20 protein-coding genes are annotated in these 26,386 nt (G+C 67.3%); 9 read left to right on the top strand and 11 right to left on the bottom strand.

The window, feature by feature from the left end; genetic code table 11:
• Nucleotides 1-8: 8 nt before the first annotated feature.
• Both HNP73_RS00740 and HNP73_RS00745 read right to left on the bottom strand, forming a co-directional pair.
• Nucleotides 9-386: a response regulator gene (locus HNP73_RS00740; RefSeq protein WP_184146127.1), complete on the bottom strand. Its 378-nt coding sequence runs from the start codon at nt 384-386 to the stop codon at nt 9-11.
• Nucleotides 387-494: 108 nt separating this feature from the next.
• A complete protein-coding gene (locus tag HNP73_RS00745) occupies nt 495-815 on the bottom strand; it encodes a DMT family transporter (RefSeq protein WP_184146129.1) in 321 nt (106 codons plus the stop codon).
• Between the two features lie 257 nt (nt 816-1,072).
• On the opposite strand from HNP73_RS00745, the gene HNP73_RS00750 reads away from it, so the two are divergent.
• The 3 genes from HNP73_RS00750 to HNP73_RS00760 all read left to right on the top strand — a co-directional run bounded on the left by HNP73_RS00750 (nt 1,073) and on the right by HNP73_RS00760 (nt 5,802).
• Nucleotides 1,073-2,503, top strand: a complete 1,431-nt coding sequence (locus tag HNP73_RS00750; protein WP_184146132.1) for a calcium-binding protein — start codon at nt 1,073-1,075, stop codon at nt 2,501-2,503.
• A gap of 226 nt (nt 2,504-2,729) precedes the next feature.
• Nucleotides 2,730-4,163, top strand: a complete 1,434-nt coding sequence (locus HNP73_RS00755) for a calcium-binding protein (protein WP_184146135.1) — start codon at nt 2,730-2,732, stop codon at nt 4,161-4,163.
• Between the two features lie 223 nt (nt 4,164-4,386).
• Nucleotides 4,387-5,802 (top strand): calcium-binding protein, encoded by a 1,416-nt coding sequence (locus tag HNP73_RS00760; protein ID WP_184146138.1) that lies wholly within the window; start codon nt 4,387-4,389, stop codon nt 5,800-5,802.
• Between the two features lie 41 nt (nt 5,803-5,843).
• On the opposite strand, the gene HNP73_RS00765 is transcribed toward HNP73_RS00760, so the two are convergent.
• The 3 genes from HNP73_RS00765 to HNP73_RS00775 all read right to left on the bottom strand — a co-directional run bounded on the left by HNP73_RS00765 (nt 5,844) and on the right by HNP73_RS00775 (nt 10,638).
• Nucleotides 5,844-7,010, bottom strand: a complete 1,167-nt coding sequence (locus tag HNP73_RS00765) for an alpha-hydroxy acid oxidase (protein WP_184146141.1) — start codon at nt 7,008-7,010, stop codon at nt 5,844-5,846.
• Between the two features lie 19 nt (nt 7,011-7,029).
• Nucleotides 7,030-8,709 (bottom strand): D-lactate dehydrogenase, encoded by a 1,680-nt coding sequence (dld, locus tag HNP73_RS00770; RefSeq protein WP_184146144.1) that lies wholly within the window; start codon nt 8,707-8,709, stop codon nt 7,030-7,032.
• A 261-nt stretch (nt 8,710-8,970) separates the two neighbouring features.
• Entirely contained in the window at nt 8,971-10,638 is a 1,668-nt protein-coding gene (locus HNP73_RS00775) for an L-lactate permease (RefSeq protein ID WP_184146147.1), read from the bottom strand.
• 292 nt (nt 10,639-10,930) lie between these two features.
• Between HNP73_RS00775 and HNP73_RS00780 the strand changes: the two genes are divergently transcribed.
• From HNP73_RS00780 to drt2, 4 genes are all read left to right on the top strand, one after another.
• Nucleotides 10,931-11,704, top strand: a complete 774-nt coding sequence (locus tag HNP73_RS00780; RefSeq protein ID WP_184146150.1) for an FCD domain-containing protein — start codon at nt 10,931-10,933, stop codon at nt 11,702-11,704.
• A gap of 276 nt (nt 11,705-11,980) precedes the next feature.
• Nucleotides 11,981-13,270, top strand: a complete 1,290-nt coding sequence (locus HNP73_RS00785) for a sulfite oxidase (protein ID WP_184146152.1) — start codon at nt 11,981-11,983, stop codon at nt 13,268-13,270.
• A 66-nt stretch (nt 13,271-13,336) separates the two neighbouring features.
• On the top strand, nt 13,337-13,756 hold the full coding sequence (locus HNP73_RS00790; RefSeq protein WP_184146155.1) for a cytochrome C-552: 420 nt from the start codon (nt 13,337-13,339) through the stop codon (nt 13,754-13,756).
• A 448-nt stretch (nt 13,757-14,204) separates the two neighbouring features.
• Complete coding sequence (drt2, locus tag HNP73_RS00795) at nt 14,205-15,557, top strand: antiviral reverse transcriptase Drt2 (protein WP_184146157.1); 1,353 nt, start codon at nt 14,205-14,207, stop codon at nt 15,555-15,557.
• 11 nt (nt 15,558-15,568) lie between these two features.
• On the opposite strand, the gene HNP73_RS00800 is transcribed toward drt2, so the two are convergent.
• Nucleotides 15,569-16,210 (bottom strand): HAD-IA family hydrolase, encoded by a 642-nt coding sequence (locus tag HNP73_RS00800; RefSeq protein ID WP_184146160.1) that lies wholly within the window; start codon nt 16,208-16,210, stop codon nt 15,569-15,571.
• Nucleotides 16,211-16,548: 338 nt separating this feature from the next.
• Here HNP73_RS00800 and glmU point away from each other — a divergent pair, with 338 nt between their 5' ends.
• Nucleotides 16,549-17,898, top strand: a complete 1,350-nt coding sequence (gene glmU / locus HNP73_RS00805; RefSeq protein WP_184146162.1) for a bifunctional UDP-N-acetylglucosamine diphosphorylase/glucosamine-1-phosphate N-acetyltransferase GlmU — start codon at nt 16,549-16,551, stop codon at nt 17,896-17,898.
• Nucleotides 17,898-19,718: a glutamine--fructose-6-phosphate transaminase (isomerizing) gene (gene glmS, locus HNP73_RS00810; protein ID WP_184146164.1), complete on the top strand. Its 1,821-nt coding sequence runs from the start codon at nt 17,898-17,900 to the stop codon at nt 19,716-19,718. Before glmU ends, glmS begins: the two co-directional genes overlap by 1 nt.
• Nucleotides 19,719-19,731: 13 nt before the next feature.
• Here glmS and HNP73_RS00815 read toward each other — a convergent pair whose 3' ends face one another.
• From HNP73_RS00815 to HNP73_RS00835, 5 genes are all read right to left on the bottom strand, one after another.
• Entirely contained in the window at nt 19,732-21,126 is a 1,395-nt protein-coding gene (locus tag HNP73_RS00815) for an L-serine ammonia-lyase (RefSeq protein WP_184146167.1), read from the bottom strand.
• Between the two features lie 114 nt (nt 21,127-21,240).
• Nucleotides 21,241-22,512: a serine hydroxymethyltransferase gene (gene glyA, locus HNP73_RS00820; protein ID WP_184146170.1), complete on the bottom strand. Its 1,272-nt coding sequence runs from the start codon at nt 22,510-22,512 to the stop codon at nt 21,241-21,243.
• A 12-nt stretch (nt 22,513-22,524) separates the two neighbouring features.
• Entirely contained in the window at nt 22,525-23,034 is a 510-nt protein-coding gene (locus HNP73_RS00825; protein ID WP_184146172.1) for a sarcosine oxidase subunit gamma, read from the bottom strand.
• Between the two features lie 13 nt (nt 23,035-23,047).
• The gene (locus HNP73_RS00830) at nt 23,048-26,047 is read right to left on the bottom strand and encodes a sarcosine oxidase subunit alpha (RefSeq protein ID WP_184146175.1); all 3,000 of its coding nucleotides are present in this window, start codon (nt 26,045-26,047) and stop codon (nt 23,048-23,050) included.
• The gene (locus HNP73_RS00835) at nt 26,044-26,346 is read right to left on the bottom strand and encodes a sarcosine oxidase subunit delta (protein WP_184146177.1); all 303 of its coding nucleotides are present in this window, start codon (nt 26,344-26,346) and stop codon (nt 26,044-26,046) included. Before HNP73_RS00835 ends, HNP73_RS00830 begins: the two co-directional genes overlap by 4 nt.
• Between the last annotated feature and the right edge of the window lie 40 nt (nt 26,347-26,386).

The following is a 26,386-nucleotide window of genomic DNA, read 5'->3' on the forward strand; positions in this document are numbered from 1 at the left end:
AGGGCCGGTCAGCTGAGCGCGCCGAGGTGCGCCTCGAGCGCCTCGCGCAACTCGCCGACGACGAAGGGCTTGGCGACGAAACGGTCGATCGCCGCTCCCGCCTGATCGCGATAGGCGTTCGAGGTCGCGAGGAACACCGGCACCCGGCAAAGCTCGGGATGCGCCTTGATCCGCACCGCAAGCTCCGCACCGCTGGTGCCGGGCATGTTGAGATCGGAGATCACCACGTCGAACCGTCGCCCGAGCATCTGCTCGAAGGCCGCGTCGGCGCTCGCGGCCACTGCCACGTCGATGACGCCGATCTCCTTCAGGACGAGGCGCGCCATCGCCCGCATGGAGTGCTGGTCATCGACCACCAGCGCGGCAACGGTTCTGGCTGCGGGCATCTCGGTTCGTCTCCTCGGATCGGCGCCTGCCACCATGGCGAGCGATCCTTAAGAAGAGACGAACCGATCAGTTGGTTTCAAACCGGATCGCAAACCGGCCCGAAGGCATCAGGCGTTGGTGGAGAGCTTCATCAGCACCAGCCCCGACACGATCAGCACCGCGGCAAGCACCCGCATCGGGCTGACGACTTCACCGAGGACGACGATGCCGACGAGGAACGCACCGACGGCACCGATCCCCGTCCAGATCGTGTAGGCGGTACCGAGCGGCAGCGTGCGCATGGCGACCGAGAGCAGGCCGAAGCTGCCGATCATCGTGACGATCGTGATGACGGTCGGCCAAATGCGCGTGAAGCCGTGCGACTGCTTCATCCAGTAAGCCCAGATGATTTCCAGAATCCCGGCGACGATGAGATAGAACCAAGCCATGACGAACTCCTGTCTGGTCGGGTCGTCCCGATATGCAACCCGATTGGGGGAGGCCGTCCTCGCGGGACGAGGATATCAGTCCTGAGGTGGCTTTGGCAAGGCAAGTCCTTGACGTATCCGCAAGATAATCCCCGACGCCGATGGAAAGCCCGTCCTCCGAACCTGGCCGGGTTTTACATCAGTTAACACTTGCAATACTTCTCAAAATCCGATCCACCGTCGCTGAATTGCAAAAAACGGACGGGGGTATTTACGGTATGGCGACGATTTTCGGAACGAACGGCGCGGACGCGTTGCGTGGCACGAGAGGGGCCGACGAGATCCACGGTCTCTGGGGCGACGACACCATCGAGGGCGTCGAAGGCCGCGACTTCCTCTACGGCGGCATGGGCAACGACACTCTCGACGGAGGCGCCGGACAGGACTTCATGGACGGCGAAGGCGGCTACGACATGGTGCTCTACTCGTCGAACACCACGCCGGTCTGGGCGGACCTGCGCACCGGCGTCGTCACCTTCCCCGGCCAGAGCTGGCCCGCCGAGACCCTGCTCAACATCGAGGCAATCGACGGCGGCACGGGCTCCGACCGCTTCATCGGCAGCGGGGCCGGCAACCACTTCTGGGGCAGCACCGGCAACGACACGCTGATCGGCAACTACGGCGCCGACACGCTTCTGGGCGGTGGCGGGGCCGACAGCCTCGAAGGCGGCAACGGCCTCGACAGCCTCGAGGGCGGCTTCGGCGACGACACCATGCGCGGCGATCTCCACAACGACCTCTTCCGCATCCGCGCGATCGGCCGGCAGGGCGACGACGGCGAACTCGCGCTGGTGGATTTCGGCCGGGACCTGATCGACGGCGGAGCCGGGACGGATACGCTGGTGATCGACGGGCCGGCCGTGACGGAGTGGGAGTTGAGCGCGTTGGTGGGCTCGCCGCCGGTGCGGGCAAATCTCGGCGCGGGAACTCTGCGCCTCGGTGACAGCAGCAACCGTTCGACGCTGATCTCGATCGAGAACATCGAGACCGGCACCGGGGACGACTCCATCAACGGCAGCTCCGGCGACAACCTGATCCAGCCCGGAGGTGGCGAGAATGTCGTCTACGCCGGCGCTGGCAATGACACGATCGTGGGAGGCTCCGAGACTTACGCCGGCAGCAGTTCAGACAGGCCGGTCGAGATCCTCAACGGCGGGGGCGGCAACGACGCGATCTACGGCATGGGCTCGACCGTGATCGTGGAGTTCCAGGGCGAGCACACCACCTTTCCCGGAATGGACTTCCTTTCCGGCGGCGCCGGTAACGACACGCTCTACGGCGGCGCTGCCTTCCAGACCATGACGGGCGGCAGCGGTCGGGATGTCTTCGTCCTGAGCCTCGATCCCGCCCGCGACTACGACTCCATCTACCCGAACCACGGCCTCGAGGGGTTCTACCCGACGACCACCATCACCGACTTCGAGCGCGGCCGGGACCTGATCCGCTTCGCTGAGCCTGGCATCGAGTTCGTCGGAGCGGTGGAAGCGCCCGACCTCGGCACCGGCGAACTCGGCTACCATCGCAGCGGCGCCGACACGATCCTCGAGGTTCGCATGTACGAACTGTACGACAGTGCCGATTCCATCCTTACGATCACGCTGTCGGACTACACTGGTCCGGTCTCCGCGAGCGACTTCGACCTCGGGTAGGCGCCTGCCGCCGCCGCAAGCGGGCGGTTCGGAGCGTATGCCGCGCTCCGAACCGAAGCCGCTGCCTTCTTCGGGTCGACACAGGCGGCTGACGCCAATTGCTGCGACCTTCGCTCCAGCGGCACCGCGTCGCGCTCGCCTGTCGATCTTGGTCGCAGTAAGGTAAACTATTGCACAAAGACCTGAGCCGGCCCATTCCATACTGACAGGATTGGGAGGGCTTGGCATGGCGACGATTTTCGGAACGAACGGCGCGGACGCGCTGCTTGGCACGGCGCGGGCCGACGAGATCCACGGTCTCTGGGGCGACGACACCATCGAGGGGGTAGACGGCCGTGACTTCCTCTACGGCGGCATGGGCAACGACACCCTCGACGGCGGCGCCGGGCCGGACTTCATCGACGGCGAAGGCGGCTACGACATGGTGCTCTACTCGTCGAACACCACGCCGGTCTGGGCGGATCTGCGCACCGGCGTCGTCACCTTCCCCGGCCAGAGCTGGCCCGCCGAGACCCTGCTCAACATCGAGGCGATCGACGGTGGCACCGGCTCCGACCGCTTCATCGGCAGCGGGGCCGGCAACCACTTCTGGGGCAGCACCGGCAACGACACGCTCGTCGGCAACTACGGCGCCGACACGCTTCTGGGCGGCGGCGGTGCGGACAGCCTCGAAGGCGGCAACGGCCTCGACAGCCTCGAAGGCGGCTTCGGCGACGACACCATGCGGGGCGATCTCCACAACGACCTCTTCCGCATCGGCGCGATCGGCCGGCAGGGAGACGACGGCGAACTCGCGCTGGTGGATTTCGGCCGTGACCTGATCGACGGCGGAGCCGGGACGGACACGCTGGTGATCGACGGGCCGCCCGTCGATGTGGACGAGTTCCTTGTTTACGTCAGGGAAGCGCCGGCCGTGCGTGCAAACCTCGGGACAGGGACGCTGCGGCTCGGCGACAGCCCGAACCGCTCGACCCTGATCTCCATCGAGAACATCGAAACCGGCTCGGGTGCGGACTCCATCAACGGCAGTTCCGGCGACAACCTCATCTCGGCCGGGGATGGCGCGAACGTCGTCTACGCAGGAGCCGGAAATGACACCATCATCGGCGGCGACTCAAGATTCTACTATGACGGCAACACGGGTGACCCCAGTCCCGTCGAGTTGCTGAACGGTGGCGACGGGGATGATGTGATCTACGGCATGGGGTCAACTGTCAATTCCGCAAGCGGCGACACGGGCGCCGAGTACCCGGGCACCGACATCCTCGCGGGCGGGAACGGCAATGACACGATCTACGGCGGCGCGGCGATCCAGTTCATGTCCGGCGGAACCGGCAATGATCTCTTCGTCCTGTCGGACGAGCTCTCTTACACCCACCTTACCCCGTCGATGGAGATCACGACGATCACCGACTTCGAGCGCGGAAAGGACAAGATCGGCTTCGACTTCGTCGACTTCACCGGCACGGTCACCTTTCGCGGCGCGATGGCTCCCGAAGACATGGAAGTGGGTGACCTCGCCTACTTCCGCGACGGCGCCGAAACGATCGTTCGGCTTCAGACTTATGAGGACGGCGAAATGAATGGCTTCGATAGCGTGGTCATCGTCCTGACCGGCTACATCGGACAGCTCTCCGCGAGCGACTTCGACCTCGGGTAGGCGCCTGCCGCCGCCGCAAGCGGGCGGTTCGGAGTGTACGCCGCGCTCCGAACCGAAGCCGCTGCCTTCGGGTCGACACAGGCGGCTGACGCCATTGCTGCGACCTTCGCTCCAGCGGCACCGCGTCGCGCTCGCCTGTCGATCTTGGTCGCAGTTAAGATAAACGATTGCACAAAGACCTGAGCCGGCCCATTCAATACTGACAGGTTGGGAGGGGCTTGGCATGGCGACGATTTTCGGAACGAACGGCGCGGACGCGCTGCTTGGCACGGCGCGGGCCGACGCGATCCACGGTCTCTGGGGCGACGACACCATCGAGGGTGTCGACGGCCGCGACTTCCTCTACGGCGGCATGGGCAACGACACCCTCGACGGCGGCGCCGGGCCGGACTTCATCGACGGCGAAGGCGGCTACGACATGGTGCTCTACTCGTCGAACACCACGCCGGTCTGGGCGGACCTGCGCACCGGCGTCGTCACCTTCCCCGGCCAGAACTGGCCCGCCGAGACCCTGCTCAACATCGAGGCGATCGACGGTGGCTCGGGCTCGGACCGCTTCATCGGCAACGGTGCCGGCAACCACTTCTGGGGCAGCACCGGCAACGACACGCTCGTCGGCAACTACGGCGCCGACACGCTTCTGGGCGGCGGCGGGGCGGACAGCCTCGAAGGCGGCAACGGCCTCGACAGCCTCGAAGGCGGCTTCGGCGACGACACCATGCGCGGTGACCTGCACAACGACCTCTTCCGCATCGGCGCGATCGTCAGGCAGGTCGATGACTACACCCTGGCATTCGTCGATTTCGGGCGCGACATCATCGACGGCGGCGCTGGGGTCGACACTCTCGTAGTCGATGGGCCAACCTTTCTGGTGGAGGAACCCTACTCCGGCTACGTCCATGATACGGCTGCGCCTGCGGTCCGCGCCAACCTCGGGACTGGCACTCTACGGATCGGCGACAGCGACAACCGCTCGACGCTGATCTCCATCGAGAACGTCGAGACCGGAAGCGGCCATGACTCGATCAACGGCAGCACGGCGGACAACTTCATTCGCGCCGGCGATGGCGCAAACGTCGTCTACGCGGGCGCGGGGGATGATACCATCGTCGGCGGATCCGAGATCTACTCGGCCTCGGGGCGCCTCTACGCCGAGATCCTGGATGGTGGAGATGGCAATGATGCCATCTACGGCATGGGATCGCACCAGATTTCCTTCGGGGAGATCTACTTTCCCAGTCAGGACATCTTCGTGGGCGGCGCCGGCAACGATACTCTCTACGGCGCTGGCGCCATCCAGTCCATGACTGGCGGGACTGGCGACGACGTGTTCGTGCTGACCGACGACGTGGCCTACTCCGGCTATGAAGACGCCGCCATCCCCGAGTTTGCGACCACGACCATTACCGATTTCGAGCGTCGCGATACGATCCAGTTCGAAACTGAAATCGCCTTGCGCTTCGTGGGCGCCGTAGACATGGCCGACCTGGAAATAGGCGATGTTGCCTACTACCGGAGCGGTGGCGATACGATCGTGGAAGTCAAATTCGGTGACGAGAATAGCAGCGCATCCATTCTCGAAATCATCCTCGCCAACTACACCGGCCCCCTCTCCGCCAACGACTTCGACCTCGGCTGAGCCCGGCAGCGCGCAGGCCCTGCCTGCGCGCCCCCTTTGCCTCACACCCGCAGGTCTTCCAGACGCGGCTCCCGGTCGAGGATCTCCGGACCGATGGTGCGAATGTCGCGGCGGCCGCAGAGCGCCATGGTGATGTCGAGCTCGCGCTTCAGGATCTCGAGCGCGCGCGTCACGCCGTCGCGGCCGCCCGCGCCGAGGCCGTAGAGGAACGGCCGGCCGATGTAGACGCCCTTGGCACCGAGCGCGATCGCCTTCAGCACGTCCTGTCCCGAGCGGATGCCGCCGTCCATGTGGACCTCGATCTCGTCGCCCACCGCCTGCTTGACCAGCGGCAGTGCCGCGATCGACGAGCGCGCGCCGTCAAGCTGCCGGCCGCCGTGGTTCGAGACGATGATCGCGTCCGCCCCCGAGCCCACCGCCATCTTCGCGTCCTCGGGGTCGAGAATGCCCTTCAGGATCAGCTTGCCGCCCCAGAGCTCCCTGATCCACTTCACGTCCTCCCACGACAGCCGCGGGTCGAACTGCTCCGCCGTCCATGAGGAGAGCGACGAAAGATCGCCGACGTTCTGCGCGTGGCCGACGATGTTGCCGAAGGTCCGCCGCTTGGTGCGCGCCATGTCGAGGCACCAGAACGGCCGGGTCGCCATCTGCCAGACGTGCTTGGGCGTGAACTTCGGCGGCGCCGAGAGGCCGTTCCGCAGGTCCTTGTGGCGCTGCCCGAGGATCTGCAGGTCGAGCGTCAGCACCAGCGCCGAGCAGCCTGCGGCCCTGGCCCGGCCGATCAGGCTCTCGATGAACGCCCGGTCGCGCATGACGTAGAGCTGGAACCAGAACGGCTTGGTGGTGTTGGCCGCGATGTCCTCGATCGAGCAGATCGACATGGTGGAGAGCGTGAACGGTATCCCGAACGCCTCCGCCGCCTGCGCGCCGAGGATCTCGCCGTCCGCGTGCTGCATCCCGGTCAGGCCGGTCGGCGCGATCGCCACCGGCATCGAGACCGGCTCGCCGATCATCTCGCTCGCAAGCGTGCGGTCGGTCATGTCCACGAGCACCCGCTGGCGCAGCAGGATCTTCGCGAAGTCCTCCTCGTTGGCGCGGTATGTGCCCTCGGTCCAGGCGCCGGAATCCGCATAGTCGAAGAACATCTTCGGCACGCGGCGGCGCGCCCTCGCCTTCAGGTCGGCGATCGTCAAGGCGTTTTGCAGCATATCCCCCTCGGTGTCCTCTCTAGTGCCAGTGGGCGCGCTTCGACGTCTGGCCAATGCCAGGGTTCAGCGCGTTCGTCGGATCGAGCGACCTGTAGAATTCCGCAAGCGCGGGCTTCGCCTCATAGAGGTGGCCAACGTTGTGCTCGGCCGGATACTCCGCCCCCCGCGCGTCGAGAAGCCGCCACATGGCATGTTCGAGCGCAAGACAATCCGTGCCCTTCTTCGCCACGTAGTCCTGATGGAACACGTGGCAGAAGAAGTGCCCATAGTAGAGCTTGCGCTCGATCTGCCCCTCGATCTCCGGGGGCAGCCGCTCGAACCAGTCCTCGTCATTGCGTCTGAGCGCGATGTCGAGCGCGACGATGTCCTCCACGGTCTCGGGATGGACCTCGCGGTACCGAACCGCCGCCCCGGCAACGGCGAAGCGGTGCAGGAAGGCCGCACTCCCCTCCTCGGGCGTGCACTCGAAGAAGTCTCCCGACGCGCTCGGGAAGATCGAGGCGAGGTAGGTGCGCGCCTCCTCGATCCCGTCGGCGCCCATGCGGATCAGCAGGTGATGCTCATACCGGTCCCGCCAGTCGTTCATCCGCTTCGGCAGATGCGCCGGGAAGAACCGGCTCGCGGTCTGGGCAATCCGGTCGCTGAGCCCCGGGCGGAAGCCCACCCGCTCCGCCATGGCGTCGAAGCGCGCCTTGGTGGCGAAGATCTGCGGCATCCGGTCGGTGCCGAGCCGGCGGATGGTCAGGAACGTGTCCTTGCCGTAGACGGCGGCCACGTCATAGGCGTCGCGGTGGATGTATTCGCCCGCGATCGGCAGGCTGCGGAACTGGCCCAGCATGTGCCGGCGGATCGCCGTCAGCTCGGCGGTGTCGTTGGTGCCAACGTAGAACACCCGGCTCGTCTTCTCGGCCTCGAAGGTATCGAGCCGGACCGCGAAGACCGCGAGCTTGCCGGCGCAGCCGGACGCCTCCTTCAGGCGTCGCGGATCGGCGTTGAAGCGCGCCGGCGTCGTGGCATCGACGTCGCGCACGTGCTGGCCATAGTCCGGGTCGGACGCCGCCAGGCCGGTGTCCCATGCGATGTCGCCCTCGCCGAAGCCCCCCGCCTCGACCTTCGCGAGGATCTCCTCCGGGTCATTGCCGAGCGCGATGCCGAGATGGTTCACGAGGCCGACCGAGCCGTCTTCGCCCACCTGCGCATAGAGCGCCATCTCGGTGAAGGCCGGGCCACGGCGCACCAACGCGCCGCCGGAATTGTTGCAGATGCCGCCCAGCACCGACGCGCCGATGCACGACGAGCCGATCACCGAATGCGGCTCCCGTCCCAGGGGGCGCAGCGCCTTCTCCAGCAGGTCCAGGGTGGCGCCGGGCAGGCAGAGCACCTGCCGCCCGCCTCCGAGCAGATGGATCCGCCGGAGGCGCCGGAGGCTCACCACCACCACCTCGCGGTCGTACTCGCCCCAGGGCGTCGAGCCGCCGGTCAGCCCGGTGTTCGCCGCCTGAAAGATCACCACCCGCCCCGAGGCGACCGCGGCACGCAACACCCGCCATTGCTCGACGAGGCTGCCGGGGCGGACCACGGCGACCACCTTGCCCTCGCCGTAGCGGAAGCCCTTGCGATAGGGCCGGGTGTCGCGGTCGCTGGTCAGGACATGCGCCTTGCCCACGATCGCCGCGAGTTCGTCGAGAAACTGCGTCATCAGGAGGAACTCCCCGGCCGATCGTCATCCCTGACGCTGACGTAAGCTGGATTTGGCGCGTGACAAATCCAGCCGCGCACGCCTCTCCCGGGGAGGGGCGCGAGCACCCGCCGGGGGCGCGCATGGCTGGATGGCGCTGACCGGGGAAATGTCGATCCCCGCGGGCCTGAAGCCCCGCTTCGCTCGAAACGCCGTCGCATTGCTTCCCCCTCGCACACCCGGGGGGCGGCGCGCCGCCCCCCGGCCCTCGCTTGCCGTTGCTTACGGCGTCGTGGTGATGACCTCGGTCGGCACCATCGCGGTGAACGGATCGACGTAGGCCTGTGCCATGACCAGAATGCCGACGAGACAGGCAAGCGCGATCGAGTGGAAGAAGACATAGCGAAGGATCGCCTTCTCCTGCCCGTACCACTTGGTCGCGGTCGAGGCGACGACGATCGACTGCGCGTCGATCATCTTGCCCATCACACCGCCCGAGGAGTTCGCCGCCGCCATCAGGATCGGGCTGAGCCCGAGCTGTTGCGCGGTGATCTTCTGCAACCCGCCGAAGAGCACGTTCGACGCGGTATCCGACCCGGTCAGCGCCACGCCCATCCACCCGAGCATCGTCCCGAAGAACGGGTAGATCCACCCGGTCTGAGCAAAGGCGAGACCAAGTGTCGCGTCGGTGCCCGAATAGCGGGTGACGTAGCCGAGTGCGAGCATCGCGGCGATGGTGAGCAGCGAGAAGCGCACCACATACGCGGTCTGGAAGTACTCGCGCACCAGCTTCACCGGATTGAACCCGAGCACCAGCCCCGAGACGATCGACGCGCAGAGGATCGCCGTGCCGGTCATCGACATGATGTTGAAGGAATAGATCGCAGCCTCCGCGTGCACCTCGGCGACGACGGGCGGCACCTTCTGCACCAGCTGGTCGAGGCCCGGAACCGGCAGCTTCCAGATGAAGATCTGGTCAAGCAGGGCCTTGAACTGCGGCGTGCCCCACGCGAACACGAAGACCGACAGGATGATCCACGGCAGCCAGGCCCGGAACACCGTGCCGTTCGAGTGGGTGTGCTTCGGCTCGACCGGCGGCGCCTCGGAGTCGTCGAGACCGGTCTTGGTCCAGATCCGCTTGGGACGCCAGATCTTGAGGAAGCCCGCGAGCGACGCCATCGAGACGAGCGCCGCGATCACATCGACGAGCCAGGGCCCGTGGAAGTTCGAGACGAGATACTGCGGGATGGCGAAGGTGACGCCCGCGACGAGCAGCGCCGGCCAGATCTCCATCATGCCCTTGCGTCCGGCGAACGCCCAGACCAGCCAGAACGGCACGATGACCGAAAAGAACGGCAGCTGCCGCCCGATCATGCCCGAAAGCTGCAGGAGATCGAGCCCCGTCACCGCCGAAAGCGCGATCACCGGCGAGCCGAGCGCGCCATAGGCGACCGGCGCGGTATTCGCGATCAGCGACAGACCCGCGGCCGCAAGCGGCGCGAAGCCGAGACCGATCAGCATCGCCGCGGTCACCGCGACCGGCGTGCCGAAGCCCGCCGCGCCCTCGAAGAACGCGCCGAAGCAGAAGGCGATGAAGAGCAGCTGCAACCGCCGGTCCGGGGTCAGCCCCGCGATCGAGTCGCGCAGGATGTCGAACTGCCCGGTCTGCTCGGTGAGCCGGTAGAGAAAGATCACGTTGAGGATGATCCAGCCGATCGGCAGCAGACCGAACGCCGCGCCATAGGCGGCCGACGCGCCCGCCATCTTCACTGGCATGCCGAAGCCCACGACGGCGACGAGGAGCGCCACCGCAAGGCCGAGCAGCGCCGCCGTGTGCGCCTTCATGCCGACGATGCCGATGCCCCCGAGCAGCGCGATGATCGGCAGGGCCGCGAGAAGCGTCGACAACCACATGTTGCCGAGCGGATCGTAAACTTGAGACCAGGTCATGTTGCGTCTGTCCCTCCACTATCGAGAACGACTCCCGGTGCCTTCTCCGGGCCCCCCAGGAGCGAATGCTACCTCTGTTTCAAGGAACATCGCGCACGATATTCACCTGACCGCGCCATCGGCGCGACCCGGCTGACGCGAGCTTCCCTGCTGGAATTCTCCGGTCAACCGCCAGAGCCGGAGTGATCGCGATGGTAATACATTCTTACCATAGTCGCGCAACAGGAAATTCACCTTCCCATGCCGTCCCGATCTGCTAGCTTTCCCCCGGCCACCGGGGGGAGGAACAGCAGTGACCGAGATCAAGGGCGCCAGCGCGGCGGAGCAGGTGGCGCGGCACGTGGAGGATCTCATCCGCGAGGGCTCGCTCCGCCCCGGCGCACAACTGCTCGCCGAACGCGAACTGGCGGCGCGCCTGAAGGTCTCCCGCCCCACCCTGCGCCAGGGGATCAAGCTGCTGGAAGCGAAAGGCCTCCTCGCCAGCGAGACCGGCGGCGCCACCGTCGTCGCCCCCCTCGGCACCTCGATCACCGACCCGCTCGTGGCGCTCCTGACCGAGCAGCCGCTTGAGACCATCGACGACTATCTCGAATTCCGCGCCACCATGGAGCGCATGGCCGCGACCCTCGCCGCCGTCCGCGCGAACGACATCGACCGCGCCGCCCTCACCGCCTGCATGGAGCGCATGGACCGCGCCCACGGCCCCGCCGACGCGGGAGCCGAAGCCGCCGCCGACGTCGACCTCCACGTCACGATCTACGAGTCGAGCCACAACCTCGTGCTGCTGCAGATCATGCGGGCGCTCGCCGGCATGCTGAGGACCGGGGTGTTCTACAACCGCGACAAGCTCTACTCCCGGACGGAGGTGCGCGACGTGCTGCGCGACCAGCACCGCGCGATCTTCGAGGCGATCATTGCCCGCGACCCGGCCCGGGCCGGCGACGCCTCGGAGGCGCACATGCTCTACATCCGCGACGCCCTCCGCGCGATTCACGCCTCCGAGGCAAGACTGGAAATTTCCCTCCGCCGCATCGACGGCGGCAACCTCACCAGCCCGCGGCGCTAGCCCTGCACGGGTTGCCGCGCGAGCGGCACCCACTGTCGGGTTGATCCGGGCGAGCACTCTGGGCAGAAATAACGACCTCACCAGTATTTCAGGATAATCCCAGGAACATTCCGCAAGCGTTAGGTACCGACGGATACATCCGCGCAAGTTCTTCAAGCCTGAAACAATCTACGATCAACTCACCTGTTCTCTCGATTTATTCGCTGATTTTCGGACATTTTCGATGGAAGCTTCCGACTCCACGATGGTACGCTTGACGGGAGGGAGGATGTCATCATGGACCAATCCAGCATCGGGGAAGCCCACGGCCCTGACGCCGAGCCGGCAACGGCCGACTCCGGACGGCGCAGCTTCCTGAGAACCAGCGGGCTCACGGCGCTCGGCGCCATGCTCGGCATGGCGATCCCGTTCGAGCGCCACCTGCCCGCGGGCCTCCTGCCGGTCGCCTTCGCGCAGGACGCCGGGACCGATTTCATGAAGGACAAGGACGGGCTCACCGTCCTCGGCGACCGCCCGCTGAACGCGGAGACCCCCGCCCACCTGCTCGACGACGACATCACGCCCTACAAGCACCTCTTCGTGCGGATGAACGGCCTCGTGCCGCAGACCGCCCTCGACGCCAATGCCGAAGGCTGGACGCTGACCATCGACGGCGAAGTCGACACCCCCCTGAAGCTCACCATCGACGAGCTGAAATCCCGCTTCGAGAATGTGTCGAGCCGCCTCGTCATCGAGTGCGGCGGCAACGGACGCGCCTTCTTCCAGCCGGGCACCTCCGGCAACCAGTGGACCATGGGCGCCGTCGGCTGCCCGGAATGGACCGGCGTCCGCCTCGCCGACGTCCTGAAAGAGGCCGGCGTCAAGCAGACCGCCGTCTATACCGGCCACTACGGCAACGACGTGCATCTCTCCGGTGACACGGAAAAGGTCGTCATCTCGCGCGGCGTGCCCATCGAGAAGGCGCTCGAGGAAGATGCGATCATCGCATGGGCGCTGAACGGCGAGCCGCTGCCGGCGCTGCACGGCTTCCCGCTGCGCCTGATCGTGCCGGGCTATCCGGCGTCGGTGTCGCAGAAGTACCTCAACCGCATCTGGGTCCGGGACAAAGTGCATGACGGCGCGAAGATGACCGGCGACTCCTACCGCCTGCCGGCCTACCCGGTCGCGCCCGGCACCGAGGTTCCCGAGGAGGACATGGTCATCCTCACCGAGATGCCGGTGAAGTCCGTCGTCACCTTCCCCGAGACCGGCGCCAGCGTGAAAGCCAACACCGCCACCGAAGTGCGCGGGCAGGCATGGTGCGGCAAGGGCGATGTCGCGGCGGTCCACATCTCGACCGATTTCGGCCAGACGTGGCAGGAGGCAAGGCTCGACCCCGCCCCCAACCGCTTCGCCTGGCAGCGCTGGCGCGCCGACGTGACCCTGCCCCAGCACGGCTACTACGAGGTCTGGGCGCGTGCGACCGACGGCGACGGCATCAGCCAGCCGCCGCTCTCGCCCGGCTGGAACCCGCGCGGCTACGCCAACAACATACAGCACCGCATCGCGCTGATCGCCGAAGCCTGAGCTTCACGGCCACCCCCGCGACCGGTCGCGGGGGCGCATGATCCCGAACGCGAGGAAGGTCAGAACATGTCCCGTCTCTTTTCACGCGCCATCCTCGGCGCCGCCCTGCTCGCCCTCTGCTCGGGAATGGCTGTTGCCAGGGACGACCCCATGCGCATGCTGAGCGGGCGCCCCGCCGGCAGCAACGTCATGGACCCGATGACAAGCCTCGTCGCCCCGGCGAAGACCGAGGGCGAGGCCGCCGGCAACGTCGAACTCGGCGGCCTGCCCGATGGTCCGGGCGCGGAAGAAACCTACTACCAGTGCGTCGCCTGCCACTCGACCGAGATCATCAAGCAACAGCGCCTCACCGACGCGCGCTGGGACGAGCTCTGGAACTGGATGCGCGACACGCAAGGCATGGTCGAACCCGACGCCGACTCCCGGGCCACGATCCTCGCCTACCTGAAGCAGAACTTCTCCTCCGAGCGACAGGCCAGCCAGTGACGCTGACGGCCGTCGAAAAGGCTGCTCCAACCGTGACGAGACCAAGACCATCAGCCTAGCAAACTCCCGATTGCGGGCCGAATACCCGAACAGTAGAAGTAACCAACGAGCAGAGCCTCGCCGGCCGCGCTGTTGACCACGAAGGCGGTGCAATTATCACACCTTCGTGAATAGGCGGAAATCAGCGCACACTCCCTTGCGCATCTTCAGCTTGCCGCTACAACATAAAGCGCCCCGGGACTGAGGGCCCGGCTGACCAGTGTTAAGGCCCGCAAGCGCCACCCGCGCCCAAGGCTGCAGGGTCGGCGTGATTCCGGTCATGTCGCATCCTTCCATGCACAACGTGGTAACAGCATACCACGCCAGGTACTCTCGTACCGGAGGGCGCTCGACGCGCCTTCTTGGGAGTGAGGTCAAATGGCCCGGGCATTAGACGAACGGAGTCAATATGCCCGGGTTTTACTTACCATCCGAGAATGAGTTCGATCCATCCACCGACGATTTTGTCGCACCTTTCATCTGCAAGGAACGGAGATACCGTCACTTTGACCTGCCGCTTCGCGATATAGAGCGAAATATTTCGATTGATTTCTCGCGTGAAGTTAGACCGCACCGATTTCTTCCACTACTCGGTTTCACTGAAGAGAAGAGGCGGATTAAGAAGATAGGCAGGAAAGCCGCTTTGCAGAGCATCAAGAAGCGCGCAATCCGATACGCAAGCCACAATGACGCAGCCTATCTACAGGCATATTCAGCATACTTGAGTACATACTACGAGCATGCCCTCAAAAATGACGGTTTGTCTGAATGCATTCTTGCCTACCGCAAGGATGGAGGCACAAACATTCACCATGCAAAGGCACTATTTGATGAGATCCGGTCGCGAAGAGATTGCTTCGTGGTTGCGCTGGATATTTCGGGATTCTTTGATTCATTGGAGCACAGTCGCCTTCGCGACGAGATTGCACGATTACTGGATGTCGGGCGTCTCACGGGGCATGATGCAACTGTATGGAAGAACGTGACCCGCTACTCGTGGGTCGAGACGACGGATCTCGATTTGATACTCGGTAGGAGGAGAAATCGCGGAGGACGAATATGTTCTCCTTCCGATTTCGCTGATCACGTACGAGGCCGGAAGAGCGGACTTATACGGACACACGACCTGCCTTATGGAATCCCTCAAGGGACTCCCATTTCAGGGCTCTACGCTAACATTTTTCTGAGGTCCTTTGACCAGAAACTGAAGTCCCTCTGCGACCGACACTACGGCTCTTATCGGCGGTACTCGGACGACATAGCTATCATTCTACCGCTTGATGCAACGGTCCGATACGAGGTTGCTGAAGTAGTCGAAAAGATGCTGGCTGATGTCGGCCTCGCCTTGTCCATTGATAAATCCGAGTCCGCTGAATTTAGAGACGGTCGACTGGCATCAGAAAAGCCGATCCAATACCTCGGGTTTACCTTTGATGGAAAAGAAACCCTCATCAGACAATCCTCATTGGATGCATACAGAGGAAAAATGAGACGTGGGATACATGCGAAGCTGATTGCCGCAAGCCGAAAACGAATCCCGTCGCCTGAGGTGTTCAAGCGCCAAAGTCTCAGTCGATACACTCATCTTGGCAAGAGGCGAAACTTCCTGAGGTACGCCTATCGTGCCGCCGACATCATAGGCAGTGACGGCATCCGACAACAAGTAAAACGACACCCCACTTGGTTCAAGCGCGCGTGGGAGAGAGGAGTGGTAAGGGTATACGGCGACGTCGTCATATCCCCTTCAGTCGGGCAAAGCTGAGCTTCTTCGCCTCAACCCGCCGGCACCAGCCGTTCCAGCACTGCCGGCAGTTCGTCGAAATGCCCGATGATCGCTTCCGGCCCGAGGGTTTCCACCTCGCCCGGGCCGAAGCCGACCAGCACGCACGGGATCCCCGCCGCGCGGGCGGCTTCGCGGTCGGTCACCGTGTCGCCGACCAGCACCGCGAGTTCCCGCACCCCGCCCGACTGGCTGACCGCTTCCAGCAGGTGGCGCGGATCGGGCTTCTTCCACGCCAGCGTGTCGGCGCCGAGCAGCACCGGAAAGCGATCGAGCACGCCCAGCGCGCCAAGCAGCGCGCGCGCCAGTCCCTCGGGCTTGTTGGTGCAGATCGCGAGCCGCCAGCCCGCCGCCTCGATCGCATCGAGCGCCGCCTCCGCGCCGTCATAAAGCCGCGTCTCCACCGCGATCGCCTGCGCATAGGCGTCGAGCAGCACCGGATAGAGCCGTTCCACCTCGTCCTCATGCCCCGGCCCGAGGCCGGCGCGGAGCATGGCGCGGCCGCCTGCGAACGCGGTTGCCCGGTGCCGCTCGGGATCGAGCAGTGGCGCCCCGAGCGCGGCATTCGCCGCCGCGATCAGGTCCGCCCCGGTATCGGCAAGCGTCCCGTCCAGATCGAAAACTGCCACGCGCATCGCCGTTCTCCCCAGCCCGTCCCGCACGCTCATGGCCGACCGGGGCTGCCTTGGCAACGCGCCAGCGAGCCCCATGGGACGACTCCGGGCGCAACCGCATCCGCCCGCGCGGCGTGCGAAAGACGGGAAAGCCGCCGGCCCCGAGCTGCAATCCTTGCGGACCGGTTAACGATATCTTGAATGTCGAGCCATATCAGACCCTTGACCAGCCCAGGCAACTTGCGCACCCCGACGCGCCGCAAGACATTGAAACCAAATCTGATCCCCCGCGGCCTTCCGCCCGGAATCCGCCCCTGATAGAACCGGCCCCGACCGAGTTCCAACCCCCGGGAGACCCCATGCCCGTCGCCGTCATCGTTCTTGCTGCCGGTCAGGGCACGCGGATGAATTCCGAGCTGCCGAAGGTGCTGCACCCGCTCGCCTCCGCGCCGCTCCTCGCCCATGCGCTGGCCGCCGCGCGTGGTCTCGACCCCGAGCGCACCATCCTCGTCACCGGACATGGCGGCGAGGCCGTGGCCGCCGCCGCCCGCCATATCGACCCCGATATCCGCATCGTCCGGCAGGAAGAACAGCTCGGCACCGCCCACGCCGTCCGCCAGGCCGAGCCGGAACTCGCGGGCTTCGACGGCGACGTGATCGTCCTCTACGCCGACACGCCGCTCGTGCGGCCCGAGACCCTGCAGGCCATGCTCGACGCCCGCGCAACCGGTGCGGCGGTCGTCGTCCTCGGCTTCGAGGCCGCCGACCCCGGCGGCTACGGCCGCCTCGTCACCCGCGACGGCGCGCTCGAAGCCATAGTCGAGGCGAAGGAGGCGACACCGGACGAGCTCGCCATCCGCTTCTGCAACTCCGGCCTGATGGCCGCCGACGCCGCCACCCTTGTCTCGCTCCTCGCCGAGGTCGGCAACGACAACGCGAAGGGCGAGTTCTACCTCACCGACATCGTGGCACTGGCCCGCGCCCGCGGCCTCGCCGCCGCCGCGATCGCCTGCCCCGAGGCCGAGACCCTCGGAGTCAACTCCCGCGCCGACCTCGCCGCCGCCGAAGCCGCCTTCCAGTCCCGCGCCCGGGCCGAGGCGCTGGAGAACGGCACCACCCTCACCGACCCCTCGACCGTCTGGTTCGCCCTCGACACCCACGTGGGCCGCGACGTGACGATCGGCCAGAACGTCGTCTTCGGCCCGGAAGTCACCGTCGAGTCCGGCGTCACCATCCACGCCTTCTGCCACCTCGAAGGCTGCCACGTGAGCCATGGCGCGAAGATCGGCCCGTTCGCCCGGCTGCGCCCGGGCGCCGAGATCGCCGAGGACGTCCACATCGGCAACTTCGTCGAGATCAAGAACGCCATCGTCGAGGAAGGCGCCAAGGCGAACCACCTCACCTACATCGGCGACGCCCGCATCGGCGCGGGCGCCAACATCGGCGCCGGCACCATCACCTGCAACTACGACGGCGTCTTCAAGCACCAGACCGACATCGGCGCCCGCGCCTTCATCGGCTCGAACTCGGCCCTCGTCGCCCCGGTCAGGATCGGCGCCGGCGCCCTCGTCGCCGCAGGCTCCGTCATCACCCAGGACGTGCCGGCCGACGCCCTTGCCGTCGCGCGCGGCAAGCAGGAGACCAGGCCCGGCCTTGCAAAGCGGCTGATGGAGAACCTCCGCGCCCTCAAGAAGAAGGCGACCAACTGATGTGCGGCATCGTCGCGATCCTCGGCCAGCACGAGGTCGCCCCGCTCATCCTCGAGTCCCTGAAGCGGCTCGAATACCGCGGCTACGACAGTGCCGGCATCGCCACCGTCGATGACGGCCGCCTCGGCCGGCGCCGGGCCGTCGGCAAGCTCATCGCGCTCTCCGATCTGCTCGTCCACGACCCGATCCGCGGCCACGCCGGCATTGGCCACACCCGCTGGGCGACCCACGGCGGCCCGTCCGAGCGCAACGCCCACCCGCACATGGCCGGCGGCGTCGCGGTGGTCCACAACGGCATCATCGAGAACTTCCGGGCACTGCGCACCGAGTTCGAGGCCGACGGCATCGTCTTCGAGACCGAGACCGACACCGAGGCCGTGGCCCAGCTCTGCGCCCGCGAGCTCGCCCGTGGCCTGCCGCCCGTCGAGGCCGCCCGCGCGACGCTGCGCCGCCTCGAAGGCGCGTTCGCGCTCTGCTTCCTCTTCGAGGGTGAGGACAACCTCCTCGTCGCCGCCCGCCGCGGCTCGCCGCTCGCGGTCGGCTACGGCGACGGCGAGACCTTCGTCGGCTCCGACGCGCTGGCGCTGGCGCCGCTCACCAACCGCATCGCCTACCTCGAGGAAGGCGACCACGCGGTCCTGACCCGCGAGCAGATCGAGATCTTCGACGCGGACGGCGCCCCCGTCACCCGGACGCTGCACACGGTCGCGCTCGAGAACTTCCAGGCGGAGAAGGGCCTCTACAAGCACTTCATGGCCAAGGAGATCCACGAGCAGCCGGGCGTTCTCGCCGACGCGCTTGCCCGCTATCTCACGCCCGACCGCGCCGCCGTGCGCCTGCCCGTCCCGGTCGACTTCACCAGCGCCTCGCGCATCGTCCTCGTCGCCTGCGGCACGGCGCACTATGCCTGCCACGTGGCGAAGTACTGGTTCGAGCGGTTCGCGCGCCTGCCGGTGGAGATCGAGGTGGCGTCGGAATTCCGCTACCGCGAGCCGCCGCTCGATGCCGGCACCCTCGGGATCTTCGTGAGCCAGTCCGGCGAGACCGCCGACACCCTCGCGGCGCTGCGCTACGTGAAGGCGACGGGCGGCCGGACGGTCGCGGTGGTCAACGTCGAGACATCGACGATCGCCCGCGAGAGCGAGGTCGCCCTGCCGATCCTCGCCGGGCCGGAGATCGGCGTCGCCTCCACCAAGGCCTTCACCTGCCAGCTCGCCGTCCTCGCCGCCCTCGCGATCACCGCCGGGCGCCAGCGCGGAACCCTCGATGCCGCCGAGGAAACGCGCCTCTCGACGGCGCTCGCGACGGCACCGGGCCTGCTCTCCCGCGCGCTCGCGCTGGAGCCCGAGATCGCCGAGATCGCGCGCGATCTCTCGCGCGCCTCGGACGTGCTCTTCCTCGGGCGGGGCAGCATGTATCCGCTGGCCCTCGAAGGCGCGCTGAAGCTGAAGGAGATCAGCTATATCCATGCGGAGGGCTACGCGGCGGGCGAGCTGAAGCATGGGCCGATCGCGCTCGTCGACGATGCGGTGCCGGTGATCGTCCTCGCCCCGACCGACCCGCTCTTCGACAAGACGGTGTCGAACATGCAGGAGGTGATGGCGCGCGACGGCAAGGTACTGCTGCTCTCGGACGCCGCCGGGATCTCTTGGGCTGGCGAGGGCACGTGGCGGACCCTCGCGCTGCCGACGCTCGATCCGTTCGTGGCGCCGATCGTCTATGCGGCGCCCGCCCAGCTCATCGCCTATCACACGGCGATCCTGAAGGGCACGGACGTGGATCAGCCGCGCAACCTCGCGAAGTCCGTCACCGTCGAATAGCGCGCTCAGCCCCTCAGCACTCGGGGAGATTGACGGCGAGGCCGCCGGTCGAGGTCTCCTTGTACTTCACGCTCATGTCGTGGCCGGTCTGGCGCATGGTCTCGATGCAGACGTCGAGCGGGACGACGTGGATGCCGTCGCCGCGCAGCGCGAGGCTCGCGGCGGCCACCGCCTTGATGGCGCCGAGGCCGTTCCGCTCGATGCAGGGCACCTGCACGAGGCCCTTCACCGGATCGCAGGTCATGCCGAGGTGGTGCTCGAGCGCGATCTCGGCGGCGTTCTCCACCTGCTGGGGCGTGCCGCCGAGGGCGGCGCAGAGGCCGGCGGCGGCCATGGCCGAGGCCGAGCCCACCTCGCCCTGACAGCCGACCTCGGCGCCAGAGATCGAGGCGTTGGTCTTGATGATGCCCCCGACGGCGGCGGCCGTGAGGATGAAGTCGCGGATGCCCTTGTGGGTCGCGCCGACACAGTGGTCGCGGTAGTAGCGGATCACCGCCGGTACGACGCCGGCCGCGCCGTTGGTGGGCGCGGTGACGACCTGGCCACCGGCGGCGTTCTCCTCGTTCACCGCCATGGCGTAGACCGAGAGCCAGTCGTTCACCGTGTGCGGCTGGGCGAGGTTGTTGCCGCGCTCGGCCTGAAGGGCTTCGTGGATCGCCTTGGCGCGGCGGCGCACCTTGAGGCCGCCGGGCAGGATGCCGTCGGTGACGAGGCCGCGGTCGATGCAGGCGTCCATCACCGACCAGAGCCGGTCAAGGCCCGCGTCGAGGGTCGTATGGCCGCCCGCGGTCTCGTTCGCGCGCTTCATCGCGGCGATCGAGAGGCCGGAGGTTTCGCTCATGGCGAGCATCTCGACGGCGTTGGCGAAGGGCCAGGGCCGGGAGACCTTGGCGTCGTCGCCCTTGATGTCGGCGGTCCTGAGCTCGCGCTCGGTCAGCACGAAGCCACCGCCGATCGAGTAATAGGTCTCGGTCAGGTGCAGGTTGCCGGCCGCGTCGAAGGCGCGCAGCACCATGCCGTTGGCATGGCCGGGCAGCGGCGGGCCGTAGTCGAAGACGACGCCCTTCTCCGGGTCGAAGGCGAGCGGGCCGATGCCGGGGACGTCGATCGTGCCGGTCTCGGTGAGGGCCGCGAGGCGGCGCTCGGCCTCCTCAGGGTCGAGGGTGTCGGGAACGAAGCCGAGAAGCCCGAGGATCACCGCCCGGTCGGTGGCATGGCCCTTGCCGGTGAAGGCGAGGCTGCCGTGGAGCGTGGCCTCGATCCGGGTGGCGGCGCCGGAGCCCGGGACATGGTCGGCCCCGTCACGCAGCGCGTCGAGAAAACGCGCGGCGGCGAGCATCGGGCCCATGGTGTGCGACGACGACGGGCCGACGCCGACCTTGAAGATGTCGAAGACGCTGAGGAACATGGCCGCCTCCGTGAGTTTGGGCGCATGCCCGCGCAGGTTGCGCAGGCATGTCATCTCATTGATACGCAACACCTTTCAGCACGGATTGACCGTGACGAAAGGAAGATGACCGGCTCAGCCGGTGTAGACCGGGTGTGCGTCGGTGAGGCGGCGCACCTCGGCCAGAACCTCGGCCTCGACCGCAGCATCGCCTTCCGCGCCGCTGGCGGCAAGGGCGTCGACGACGCGGAGCACCAGCTCGCCGACGCGGGCGAATTCCGCCTCGCCGAAGCCGCGGGTGGTGCCGGCGGAGGTGCCGAGGCGAACGCCCGACGTCACGAACGGCTTTTCCGGGTCGAACGGGATCGCGTTCTTGTTGCAGGTGAGCCCGGCGCGCTCCAGCGCCCGCTCGGCATCGCGGCCCGTCACGCCCTTCGGGCGCAGGTCAACGAGGACCATGTGGGAGTCCGTGCCGCCCGAGACGATGTCGAGACCGCCCTTCTGCAGGGTCGCCGCGAGGACGCGGGCATTGGCGATGACGCTCGCCGCGTAGTCCTTGAACTCGGGCCGCAGCGCCTCGCCGAAGGCGACGGCCTTGGCGGCGATGACGTGCATCAGCGGCCCGCCCTGATTGCCCGGGAACACGGCCGAGTTCAGCTTCTTCGCCAGCGCCTCGTCGTTCGTCAGGATGATGCCGCCGCGCGGACCGCGGAGCGTCTTGTGGGTGGTCGAGGTGGTGACGTGGGCGTGCGGCACCGGGTTCGGGTAGAGCCCGGCGGCGATCAGGCCGGCGTAGTGCGCCATGTCGACCATCAGGTAAGCCCCGACCTCGTCGGCGATCTTGCGGAAGCCCTCGAAGTCGATCTCGCGCGGGTAGGCGGAGGCGCCGGCGACGATGAGCTTCGGCTTCGTCTCGAGCGCCTTGGCGCGGACGGCTTCCATGTCGATGAGCTGGTTGTCCTCGCGGACCTCATAGCTCACCACGTCGAACCACTTGCCCGACATGGTGACGGGCGAGCCGTGGGTCAGGTGGCCGCCGTGGGCGAGGTTCAGGCCCATGATGCGGTCGCCGGGCTGGAGGAGCGCGAGGAACACCGCCTGGTTCGCCTGCGCGCCGGAGTGCGGCTGCACGTTGGCGAAGGCCGCGCCGAAGAGCTCCTTCACCCGGTCGATGGCGATGGTCTCGACCTCGTCGACGAACTCGCACCCGCCGTAGTAGCGCTTGCCGGGATAACCCTCGGCGTACTTGTTGGTCAGAACCGACCCCTGGGCGATCAGCACGTCGCGCGAGACGATGTTCTCCGAGGCGATCAGCTCGATCTGGTGCTGCTGCCGGCCGAGCTCGCGGCCGATGGCGGCGGCGATGGCATCGTCGGTGAGGCGGGAGGAGCTGGTGGTGTCAAGCATGGCGATTTCCCTTCAGAGACCTGCGGCGAGCTCGCGGGTGGCGAGATCGAGGATGGCCCGGACGTGGGGGGCGAACGAGCGCCAGATGGTGAGGTGGAAGCGGTCTTCGGCCTCACGGGTCACGACGACCTGAGCGGAGTCAAAGACCGTGCGCGCGCCGGAGCCTGTCGGCATCCGCGCCAGATCGCGCGGGCAGCCGGAGGCGAGGAGCGTCAGGACCGCCGGGCCTTCCAGCTCCAGCGTGATCTCGCGATCGGAGACCTCGACGGCGCTGTGCGGCACGCTGATCGCGCCAAGCGCGGCGAAGAGGGCATCACGGCCCGCTTCCGGCGCCTCGATCAGCCATTCGTCGGGGCCGAGGCAGAGGACGGTGCGGCCGCCCTCGGCGCTGCGCTCGCCGACCTTGACCGGCAGCGCGAGGCCGGGCGCGGTCGAGATGTCCGCGAGGCGCAGCGCGATCCGGACGGTGGGCGCCAGCTCGGTGATCGTCACGCCGGCGGCGAGTGGGGACATGGCATTCATGGCTCTCTCCTGCTCAGGCGCTGAGGCGCGTGTTCTCGGGATCGTAGAAGACGGTGTTCTTGACGACCTTCGCCGTCAGGATGTGGTGCGGCATCGGGATGTAGAGCGTCTCGCCCTCCCGGGCATGGCCGTCGGTGATCACCGCCATGGCGATGGAGCGGCCGACCGCGTCACTCCAGTAGGACGAGGTGACGTGGCCGAGCATCTTCATCGGCTTCGGCTGGTTCGGATCGGCGACGATCTGCGCGCCCTCCTGCAGCACGACGGTCGGATCGTCGGTCAGGAGGCCGACGAGCTGCTTGCGGCCCGGCGCCACCATGTCCGGGCGGCTGAGCGAGCGCTTGCCGACGAAGTCGGGCTTCTTCTTGCCGATCGCCCAGGTGAGGCCGGCGTCCGCTGGCGTCAGCGTGCCGTCGGTATCCTGGCCGACCACGATGTAGCCCTTCTCGGCGCGCAGCACGTGCATCGTCTCGGTGCCGTAGGCGCAGACGTCGTACTGCTGGCCCGCTTCCCACAGCTTTTCCCAGAGGGCGAGGCCATGGCGCGCGGGGACGTTCACCTCGAAGCCGAGCTCGCCGGTGAAGGAGACGCGGAACAGGCGCGCGGGGAAGCCCGCGACGGTGCATTCCGCGGCCGCCATGTGCGGGAAGGCCTCGGCCGTGATGTCGAGACCCTCGACGAAGGGCTCGAGGAGCTTGCGGGCGTTCGGGCCCTGCAGCGCGACCGTCGCCCACTGCTCGGTGGTCGAGGTGAGCCAGACCTGAAGGTCGGGCCACTCGGTCTGAAGGTAGTCCTCCATCATGTTGAGGACGCGCGCCGCGCCGCCGGTGGTGGTGGTGACGTGGAAGAGGTCCGGCCCGAGGCGGCCGATGACGCCGTCGTCCCGGATGAAGCCGTCTTCGCCAAGGAGAAGGCCATAGCGGCTGCGGCCGACCCCGAGCTTCGCCCATGGGTTCGTGTACATCCGTTCCATGAAGGTGACGGCGTCGGGGCCCGCGACCTCGATCTTGCCGAGGGTCGAGGCGTCGAACATGCCGACGCTGGCGCGGGTCGCCTGGCACTCGCGCCGGACGGCGGCGTGCATGTCCTCGCCCGGCTTCGGGAAGTACCACGCCCGGCGCCAGAGCGCGACCGGCTCGAAGGCGGCGCCATGCGCCTCGGCCCACGGGTCGATCGGGGTCTTGCGGGTCAGCTCGAAGGTCGCGTCCTTGTGGTAGCCCGCGAAGGTGCCGAACGTCGTCGGCGTGTAGGGCGGGCGGAACGTGGTGAGGCCGACCTGCGGCGGCGCCTTTCCGAGCGCGTCGGAGGCGATCATCAGGCCGTTGATGTTCGACATCTTGCCCTGATCGGTTGCCATGCCGTTGGTGGTGTAGCGCTTCACGTGCTCGATCGAGCGCATCCCCTCGCGGACGGCGAGACGGATGTCCTTGGCGGTGACGTCGTTCTGGAAGTCGATGAACGCCTTCGCCTTGCCCGGGTCGCGGTCGGTCGGCAGCTCCTTCACGGTGATGCCGGTTCCGGGGCGGTCGGCCTCGACGGTGTGGGCGTGCTCGGTGGCGTCGCGCCCGGCGTCAAGCGCCGCCTGCGTGCCGGCGGCGGCGCCGTCGGCGAGGACGCTCGCGATGCCCCAGAGGCCGCGGCCGGCGCCGGCGATGTGCACGGCCTCGGTCCGGTGGCCGGGCAGGAACGCCTTCAGCTCGTCGTCCCACGCAAGGCTGCCCTTGGTGTGGGAGAAGAGATGCAGGCAGGGCGTCCAGCCGCCGCACATCAGCACGGTGTCGCAGGCGATGTCGCGCGGCGTCGTCGCCTTGCCGTTCTCCACGCGGTTCACCCGGATCGAGCTGACGCGCAGCCGTCCGGAGGTGCCGGTGACGGTGCGGCCGATCAGGGTCTCGATGCCGTGCTCACGGGCACGGTCGGTGAGCGCGCCCGCGACGTCCGTGCGGACATCGACGATGGCGACGGGCTTCGCGCCCGCCTCGGCAAGATCGAAGGCGGTGTACCATGCGGAGTCGTGCGACGTGACGATCACCGGGCGATCGCCGACCTTCACGCCGTAGCGGTTCAGGTAGGTCTGCGCGGCGCCGGCGAGCATGACGCCCGGACGGTCGTTGCCGTCGAAGACCAGCGGCTTCTCGAGCGCGCCCTGGGTGAGCACGACCTGGTTGGCGCGCACCTTCCACATCCGCTCGCGCGGGGCGCCTGCGGGGACGGTGTCGAGGTGGTCGGTCAGGCGCTGGGCGAGGCCGATCATGTTCTGGTGATAGTAGCCGATCGCCGTCGTCCGGGTGAGGATCGTGACGTTCGGCAGGGCGGCGAGCTCCGCCAGCGTCGCGGCGAGCCAGTCCCACGCGGGCTTGCCGTCAATGACGACGTCGGGCTCGGAGAGGAGCGAGCCACCGGGCTCTGCGGTCTCGTCGACGAGCATCACGGCCGCGCCCGAGCGGCCGGCGGCAAGCGCCGCGGCGAGACCGGCGGGGCCGGCGCCGATGATGAGCACGTCGGTGTGGGCAAAGCGGCTGGCGTAGCTGTCGGCGTCACTCTCGGTCGGCGAGACGCCGAGGCCGGCGGCGCCGCGGATGACCGGCTCGTAGACGCGGTCCCAGAAGGCGCGCGGCCACATGAAGGTCTTGTAGTAGAAGCCCGCGGAGAACAGCGAGCCGAGGTGGTCATTGACCGCGCCCACGTCGAAGCCGAGCCCCGGCCAGCGGTTCTGGCTGGTGGCCTCCAGCCCGTCGCGGAGCTCCTGGATGGTGGCGCGGGTGTTCGGCTCGAACTGGCCGGCGCCACGGCGGGTGCCCATGAGCGCGTTCGGCTCGTCGGAACCCGCGGAGACCACGCCGCGCGGGCGGTGGTACTTGAACGAGCGGCCCATCAGGTGGATGCCGTTCGCGAGCAGCGCCGAGGCGAGGGTGTCACCGGCGAGACCCTGAAGGGCCTTGCCGTCGAAGGTGAAGCGGACGGGCTTGCCGTGATCGACGCGGCCGCGGTTCGGAAGGCGGTTGCTGGTCATTGCGCTACTCCCGTGAGCTTTGCGACGTCCGGACGGGGCTCGCCAGCCTTGTAGGTGAGAAGGAAGCGGTCGGAGACGGTCTCGCGGGCCGCGTTGAAGAAGCGGGCGCAGCCGTTGATGTGGCGCCAGCGCTCGAAATGCACGCCGCGGGGGTTGGTGCGGATGAAGAGGAAGTCGCGCCACTCCTCGTCGGTGAGCTTCGACGGATCGGCGGGCCGGGCGATGTGGGCCTCGCCCGCGTAGGCGAATTCGAGCTCGGGAAGGTCCTGCTCGCAGTAGGGGCAATGGATCAGCAGCATGGCACGGACCTCCGAAGCGGGAACGGGGTGGATCGGGCGG

The organism is Amaricoccus macauensis (genome assembly GCF_014201905.1).
Lineage (GTDB): Bacteria > Pseudomonadota > Alphaproteobacteria > Rhodobacterales > Rhodobacteraceae > Amaricoccus > Amaricoccus macauensis.